Source organism: Bacteroidota bacterium (assembly GCA_018698135.1).
In the GTDB taxonomy this organism is placed as follows: Bacteria; Bacteroidota; Bacteroidia; order CAILMK01; family JAAYUY01; genus JABINZ01.
Genome location: JABINZ010000109.1, coordinates 1 through 7,426, shown reverse-complemented (window position 1 = coordinate 7,426; position 7,426 = coordinate 1). Strand labels below are relative to the sequence as shown.

Genomic DNA, 7,426 nt, shown 5'->3' with positions numbered 1-7,426 from the left:
TGATCCAACAGAATATGTATACCATTATAGTATGGATGGTTTACTCAATGGATGGCAATATATGATCATTTTAACTGCATTTGATGAAGGTGACAAAGAACTGGATTTAGAACCGCTGGAATCATCCAAAGTCGAAAATTCGTACAGCGTTTTTATTGGATCAGCAGCTGATGATAGTGGAACTCAGGAAATAGGTGTGTATCCTAATCCATATCGATCATCCGCCTCATGGGACGGAGTAACTTCCAGAACCAAAAAAATATATTTTTATAATTTGCCTTCAAAATGTGAAATAATCATCTATACCTTATCTGGAGATGTGGTCACCCGATTGGATCATGATGCTGATTTTTATAATGGAGATGATATTCAGTGGTTCCCTAATTTTAGCGGATCCGATCAGCGTGTTTTTTCAGGTGGTGAACATGCCTGGGATTTATTGTCTGATAATGGTCAGTCAATTACACAGGGTTTATATCTCTTTTCAGTGAAGGATTTAAAAGGAAATACAGTTAAAACAGGCAAATTTGCAGTGCTCAAATAAACAAATAGAAAATTTATAAATGGAAATTCCCTGCTAATTATGTCATTATGGGGATTAAGAAAATCAATAATAATTAAATTACATTCAGATGAAAAAATTATACTTTATTTTAGGGCTTTTACTGGTCAGTATGTATTCTATTGCGCAAACTCATGGACGAGTAATTCGCATGGATAGCCTGCAATTTGTCGATTCAACAGAATTGGCAAGTGGAATTGATGAACCTACCTATTACAAATATGGCGATACAGTTACATTTCAGGGTGTGGTTATTTTTAATCCACATTATTATGCAAAAAGTGCTACCTCCAGAAAAGCAACTTGGATAATCGATACTTCCTTACACGAGTGGGGTGGCATGATGGTTTTTGTTGATCCGGGAGCATTGGCAAATTATACAGGCGATTTAGATCAACTAAATAATGATACTAAGTTTTACGAGAACTTTGTTCCAGGCTATACCGTTAAAGCAACAGGTGTAATGGGGCAGTATAGCAATAATTCACAACTCTATTTAATTCCTATTGAGTCAGAAATTATTGATATTCCAAATACAATAGATACAGCTCATATTATTGATCCGGAAATAATTACCATCGATTTACTTGAAAAAAATGATGGTTCAGGTAATATTGTAACGCAGCGCATGACTGGCGAAAAATACGAAGGTATGTTTGTACGTTTTGAAAATGTAACAGTTGTGGATGTTAGTGATCGCCCGGGTTATGGTGGTGCAAGGAAATTCTGGAGTGTTCAGGATAATAATGGAAATAAAATTGCCATTGATGACAACTCAGGATATTGGAGAAATGATGCGAATGCAAGTGCCAGCTGGTGTAACGATTATGTACAACAATTTCCTTCTGAAGGAACAAAACTGAATTATATTCAAGGTGCAATCGAAGAAGTGGGCGCGTATGGTTATCAAATCAATACACTCTTACCAACTGACATTAATGTGTCAGCTGCTGCTCCTTTTATTAGTCAAATCCAGAGAGATCCGGTTGTTGCATCATCGTCTGACGCAGTAACGGTTTCTGCTGTTATCACCGATAATGACGGGACAATAACCAATGCTAGTTTATATTATTCTGTTGGTATTGGTAACCTGACTTTTACTGAAGTAGTGATGACAAAAGGAGCTGCCAATACATATAGCGCTGATATTCCGGCTCAAGCCGATGGCGAATATGTAAATTATTGGTTTAAAGCATTCGACAACAACGGCTTATACTCAAATTACCCTGATTCAAATGCAACTGGTTCAATTTACCGTGTTTTGAATGGAGGAATTACCAAAATTTCACAAATTCAGGAAACACCATTTGGAAGCGGTGCATCAATTTGGAATGGTTCAGATTTAGATGTTGCCATAGGTGGTATTGTGACTGCTACACTGGATCAATTAGGAAATGTTGGAATCCAAAGTGGAACAAATCCTTGGTCAGGAATATTACTTCGTGCAGTTACTGGTGATGGCCTTGCCAATTTGAAATTAGGAGACTCAGTGCTGATTAGCAAAGCTCAGGTTGTTGAAGAATATGATGTTACGTTCTTGTTCAACACCGGTGCAGCCAATCATAGTGTGGTTTCTAAAAATAATCCTTTACCAGCATTAACTAAAAATATTCCACTCGATTCTATTGCTGCTGATATATTTGCGTATTCAGAGCCTTATGAAAGTATGTTGCTTGGATTTGATGATATTTATGTCGTTAATTTGAATGCCGATGCACCTTCAGGAAATTATGGGGAATGGGTGTTTGCATTGGACACTAATAATACTGATGGTTTGAGAGTGGACGATTTGTCACGTGCCATTGAAGGTAATTTTAATGTTGATAGTTTAACGCTAAATCAACATTTGGGTTTTGTAAACGGACTTCTTTATTATAGTTTTGGTAATTGGAAACTAACACCTAGAGATAAAAACGATATTGAAGGTTTTTATACCGATACCACAACCATAGGAATCAATTTATTGAATGATCAGGATATTCGTTTAAAATTATATCCAAATCCCGCAAAAAGCCAAGTATTTGTTGAAGGATCAATAAATGAGGCTACGCAATTGTCGGTTCGTATTTTTGACCTGAACGGTAAATTATTACTGTCAGATAAACAATCAGTTGTTGGCGATTTTCTAATCAATCTCGATGTTAATCAATTGAATAGTGGACTTTATTTCATTGAAATTAATGCTAACAATGAAAAAAGTACGATCTCGAAGTTTTACAAAAACTAAAGAGAAAAAATAGGAATGGCTGTTTCTGATTTTGAATTGGAAACAGCTTTTTTTTGCATTTATCTGAATGTTAATATCTATTCGATGCTTCACCAATGGGATATTTCGTAATTTTGACAGATAAAGTGAGGAGAAATGCCGATGGCTTAATATTTGAGTCTTCTGCCACAATTATTTAGATAGAATTAATTCAAAATATACATGAACGCGAAATTTTCACCCAGAGTTCAAGATGTCATTCAATACAGCAGAGAAGAGGCTATTCGTTTAGGTCACGATTATATTGGCCCTGAACATTTATTATTAGGCCTTATTCGAGAGGGAGTAGGCAAAGCCATTAAAGCTGTAAACAATATGGATGTTGACATTTTACGATTAAAAAAATCATTAGAAGATGTTATCCGAAATACAGCTGAAAAAACAGATGGTGTGAGTGGTAATATCCCTTTGACCAAACAAGCCGAAAATGTACTCAAACTAACATATTTAGAAGCGCGTATATTGAAAAGTGAAGTAATTGATACAGAGCATCTTTTATTATCCATATTAAAGGATGAAGATAATATAGCTTCTCAGATTATGCACAAATACTCTATTAATTATGAGAATCTAAAGGAAGAATTAATTGATCGATTCTATTCCAAAGCCGATTTGCCTTCAGATCCTGAAGATGAGGATGAGTTTCCGGATGATTCAGACAAGCCAGCCAGTGGTGAAGGAAAATCAAAATCTTCAAAAACCAAAACACCCGTATTGGATAATTTTGGAAGAGATTTGACTAAAATGGCGGAAGATGGAAAACTTGATCCAATTGTAGGTCGCGAAACTGAAATCGAACGTGTTAGTCAAATTCTAAGTCGAAGAAAGAAGAATAATCCGGTTTTAATTGGTGAACCCGGAGTAGGTAAATCCGCTATAACAGAAGGTTTGGCCTTGCGCATTATTCAAAAGAAAGTTAGTCGTGTTTTATTCAATAAAAGAATTGTAGCACTTGATTTGGCTTCTTTGGTTGCCGGAACAAAATACCGCGGCCAATTTGAGGAAAGAATGAAAGCTGTTTTAAATGAGTTGGAGAATAACAACGATGTTATTCTATTCATTGACGAACTCCACACCATTGTTGGTGCAGGAGGCGCATCTGGTTCATTGGATGCATCCAATATGTTTAAACCAGCTTTAGCCAGAGGAGAACTCCAATGTATTGGAGCAACAACATTAGATGAATACCGTCAGCATATTGAAAAAGATGGAGCTCTGGAAAGAAGGTTTCAAGTAGTTCTGATCAATCCTCCTTCTGTTGATGAAACCTTAGAGATACTTTCAAATATTAAAGATAAGTATGAAGATCATCACAATGTTTTTTATACACCCGATGCCATCAAAGCTTGTGTAAATCTAAGTCATCGATATATCAATGATAGGCATTTACCCGATAAAGCGATCGATATTCTTGATGAAGCAGGAGCAAGGGTTCATATCACAAATATTCATGTACCCACCTCAATTTTGGAACTGGAAGAACAAATTGAAAAGATCAAGCATAATAAAAATGATGCTGTAAAAAGCCAAAAATACGAAGAAGCCGCCAAGCTAAGAGATCAGGAAAAGAAACTGATAGAGCAATTGGAAATCCATAAGCAAAAATGGGAAGAAGAAAGTAAAAAGCATCGCTTTACAGTTAATGAAGAACATGTAAGTGAAGTAGTTGCTATGATGACTGGAATTCCTGTAAAACGTATTGCACGCAATGAAGGCAAGCGATTATTGAATATGGAAGTTGAGCTTCAGGAAAAAATTATCGGTCAGGATTTAGCCATTCAAAAATTAACCAAAGCCATCCAGCGTACACGAGCCGGACTAAAGAATCCCAATCGCCCAATCGGATCATTTATTTTCCTTGGACCAACAGGTGTTGGAAAAACGGAATTAGGAAAAGTACTAGCGCGTTATTTATTTGATGCAGACGATGCTTTGATTCGTATTGATATGAGCGAATACATGGAAAAATTCAATGTATCTCGTTTAGTAGGAGCGCCTCCAGGCTATGTAGGTTATGAGGAAGGTGGACAGCTAACTGAAAAAGTAAGACGCAAACCCTATTCTGTTGTATTGTTTGACGAAATAGAGAAAGCACATTCTGATGTTAACAATATTCTTCTTCAAATTCTTGATGAAGGTTTTGTTATCGATGGTTTGGGTCGTAAAATTGATTTTAGAAATACAATCATCATTATTACCTCCAATATTGGTTCTCGTCAGGTCAAGGATTTTGGATCAGGAGTTGGTTTTAGCATCAAGGACAATACAGATGATCAAAATAGAAGCATTGTAGAGAAGGAATTGAAACGTTATTTCTCACCTGAATTCCTGAACAGAATTGATGATGTGATTATTTTCAATTCGCTCTCTGAAGATGATATAAGAAAAATTATTCGCAATCCAATTCAGGAGTTGAAAGGTCGATTGGCCGAAATGGATTTTGAAATTGAACTGACTGCTGAAGCTATTGAGTTTCTGGTTCAAAAAGGATATGATCCAAAATATGGAGCCAGACCTTTACAACGTGCAATTCAAAAGTATTTGGAAGACAAAATTGCTGAAGAACTATTGAAATCTGAAGTGAAGGAAGGAGAGGTCTTTATGGTCGATCATGTAAAAGATGCAGAAGAATTGGTTGTAACGCATAAAGGAGATACAAAGTCTGCAAAGAATAAGGAAAAGCAAAAAGAGGAAAATAAGGATGCTGAGGATGAAAGTAAAAAGTAATTGAAGACTTTTATTCAAATATGTATCTAAATAATTTTACAATTTCCATACAGATTAAGGAATCAGCTTAATGGAATTTGAGTTGAAAATTATCTGATTAAGTGTATTTTTCCCATTGATGAATCTAATGTTTCATTTTTGTAAATTGCTGTGAAGTAATAAGTATAAACTCCTACAGGTGAATACATGCCATTGTAAAGTCCATCCCAGCCTAGATTTGGATTATTAGTTTCAAATATTTTTTCACCCCATTGATTGAATATCTTTAGATTGAATTTAGAAGTTTCTGAAATGAAAATTTGAAATGTGTCGTTTCTTCCATCACCATTAGGCGTAAAAGCGTTAGGTGCAAAATATGTAAAATCACAAGTATCAATTTTAATGTTAATGCTATCATATAGGTAGCAAAATTTATTTTCAGCAATTAGTTTGTAAAGCCCTGAATTCCATGGAGTAATTGTAAATGTAGTATCACCACTTGACCAATCAAAGCTGCAATTCTGAGGATAAATATCCGGTCTCAAAATATGCCCCTCACAAATCACAGTATCTTTATTCCTAAAAAATAAAGCATTAGCACGTTTTGATTCTATCCTGAATGTATCTCGAATTATGCAGTCTTTACTGCCAAGTTCCAACCAATAAATTCCAGTATCTTTTAAGGTTATCTTTTGAGAAGATTCTCCTGTTGACCAAATACATTTTGCCTGTGGACTATTTGAATTAAATTCGATCTCGTCTGTATAGCAATAATTTGTATCAGGAAATGGAGTATAGTCAAGCTTGTGGCAAATACAAATGTTCATAGCAGATGTATCGTAATATCCTTGCTCGGAAGTAATAAGAATTACTTTATATATACCTGGTTTAGAGTAGGTGTGTTGAGGTTCTTTTTGGCTTGAATAATTATCAGTCCCCGAAATAATATCTCCGAAATCCCATAAGTAACTTTCCGCATTTTTACTTGCTGCCAAAGTAAATTGTATTGCAGTATTCAGGCGTAATTCTGATGTGTAAAATCTTGATATTGTTGCATTTCTGCTTTGGCTACTATGCCATCCCCAATATGCACCTCCAAAGCTAAAACTACTAATTGAACTCAGTTTTTTGTATTTTTCAATAAAATTACAACTTAAACCTTTTGCATTTGGATTTTCAATAACTGATAAATAATATCGGTCAGCCTGATTAAATTTAAAATCACTAGTAAGATAGATTTTACTATCAATAATTTTTAATATAGAATTATGATATTGAGCCTCTTCCCCTGAAATTAATAATAACGAATTCAAGATATCAGCTTCATTCCAGCTAGAAAGATCTGCCTGATAAATATAATAATAACTGGTGTTGCCAATGCGATTTTTACAAAATACATATACTTTTGATGCATCTGGTGAAAGAATTGTGCTGAAAACATAACAAGTAAAAGGTAAAACAATGTGAATCGGATCTGAGAAATAACCAGAATAAGTGTTAAATTTTAATAATCTAAATCCTCCACTATCATTGTTACCATAATTTGTGTATCCAGCCACTGTTGATCCATCAAAAGAAAAATGATTATCTAGAGCAGAAAATGAATTGTTTAATCTGGAAATAAGCGGAGATGTAAATTCATCGTCTTTAATCAAATAAGAATATAGCGAATCATGGGTTGAACATACCAACCAATAATCTTTTAAATTTTTATGTCTGGTACACAGAACTCCATACAAGCTATATCCATTTATTTTTTGGGAGTGTAAATCAAACTCTGTCTGGTTATAATTTCCTTTAATTTCAAATTTATAATAATATTCATAATGCTGTTGTAATGTTGGTAACTTTTAGCTTTAGCGTTTAAAAAGTTATCAATATTTCAATGGCTT

4 protein-coding genes are annotated in these 7,426 nt (G+C 34.6%); 3 read left to right on the top strand and 1 reads right to left on the bottom strand.

Annotated features, from left to right (window positions below; genetic code table 11):
- The 3 genes from HOG71_06895 to HOG71_06885 all read left to right on the top strand — a co-directional run.
- The coding region (locus HOG71_06895) for a hypothetical protein (protein ID MBT5990564.1) at positions 1–544 on the top strand (544 nt) is incomplete at its 5' end.
- An 88-nt stretch (positions 545–632) separates the two neighbouring features.
- Entirely contained in the window at positions 633–2,789 is a 2,157-nt protein-coding gene (locus tag HOG71_06890) for a T9SS type A sorting domain-containing protein (protein ID MBT5990563.1), read from the top strand.
- 201 nt (positions 2,790–2,990) lie between these two features.
- Positions 2,991–5,555 (top strand): ATP-dependent Clp protease ATP-binding subunit, encoded by a 2,565-nt coding sequence (locus HOG71_06885; GenBank protein ID MBT5990562.1) that lies wholly within the window; start codon positions 2,991–2,993, stop codon positions 5,553–5,555.
- Positions 5,556–5,644: 89 nt separating this feature from the next.
- Here HOG71_06885 and HOG71_06880 read toward each other — a convergent pair whose 3' ends face one another.
- Positions 5,645–7,225, bottom strand: coding sequence for a T9SS type B sorting domain-containing protein (locus tag HOG71_06880; protein ID MBT5990561.1), 1,581 nt, complete (start codon positions 7,223–7,225; stop codon positions 5,645–5,647).
- Positions 7,226–7,426: the final 201 nt, after the last annotated feature.